1 protein-coding gene is annotated in these 1,052 nt (G+C 53.9%); it reads right to left on the bottom strand.

What is annotated here, in order from left to right; genetic code table 11:
* Positions 1–220: 220 nt before the first annotated feature.
* Positions 221–1,052: transposase (locus O2S87_RS18605; protein WP_475410212.1), on the bottom strand; the 832-nt coding region annotated here is incomplete at its 5' end.

Raw genomic sequence — 1,052 nt, 5'->3', positions numbered from 1 at the left:
CTGGAGCCAAGGAGATCTGGGGAGAAACATCGACGAGGTCGGTGCAACTTGTCGGGATCTGCTCAGGTTTGACGAAACTTCAGCTGAGATTCGACGCTCCAACACTCACTCACGAGTAACGTGTGCTTCAGGCGCGAAAACTGCAGAAGAGTGCCACACTGAACCAACGTGTGAGCAGTGCTGCCGCTCACAAGCGGCAGTTACTGCGTTGGCTGCCACTTTACAGATCAGGGATACGCCAGTCAGTGAACCCCTGTAACATCTCCTCAGCTGCATCGGTTGCCGTCTGCCGGTCGAAATTCAGGTTCTCCATCAGTTGCTGGATCGCCGCTTCGCGGACGATCCGCTGCATTACGTTCTCGAAGGACGGAAGCTTGTGTTCAGTCTCCAGACGGTGAGTTGCAACGAATGCATGAGCTAACATCACAACCGCAAGATGGCGATGGAATCCATCCCAACTCCGTCCTTGGAATTCATCAGCTCCAAGGTGCTGTTTGATGTCTTGGTGAAACCGTTCTATGGACCACCGCAGGTGCGTCCATTGAACCAGTTCTTCAAGCGAAGACTCGTCGAGATCCCAGCAGATCCATGCCTTCAAACTCACCGGTGAATCACCTTCGTCATCATCAGTTGTTTTCTCGATCAGCAGCCAACCGGTTTCTTCGCCAACTTCACGGTCAGCCCTATCCGTAACAACACGTACGCGCGTGCGACAGAACTCTCCGCTCAGCGTCTCTTTCGTCCCTTCTGCCCAGTCGATGTGTTCCCATTCGAGATCAGTTTCGTTGTCTTCGACCTTGTGAGCGAGATCTTCTGGAGAGAAGATCTCCGCGTCTTCTGAGATCTCCCAGCGAGTCTCATCGGGATCACCAGATCCCGATTCAGACTCTTCTTGCAGTGGTGTGTCTTCGTCAACGACTGGAAACTTCGACGGAACAAGTTCCAGCGCGTAGGGAATAGCCTGACTCCGTAGTCTGTGGCGGAGTTTGGGTGATTTGCCGAAATTGCTGTCACCGAGAACACAGCCGAAGTCGAGGCCGCTGTCAGCGGCC

This window comes from Halohasta sp. A2, assembly GCF_056175805.1.
The sequence above is the reverse complement of the archived record's forward strand: the minus strand, read 5'-3'. Positions and strand labels throughout refer to the sequence as shown.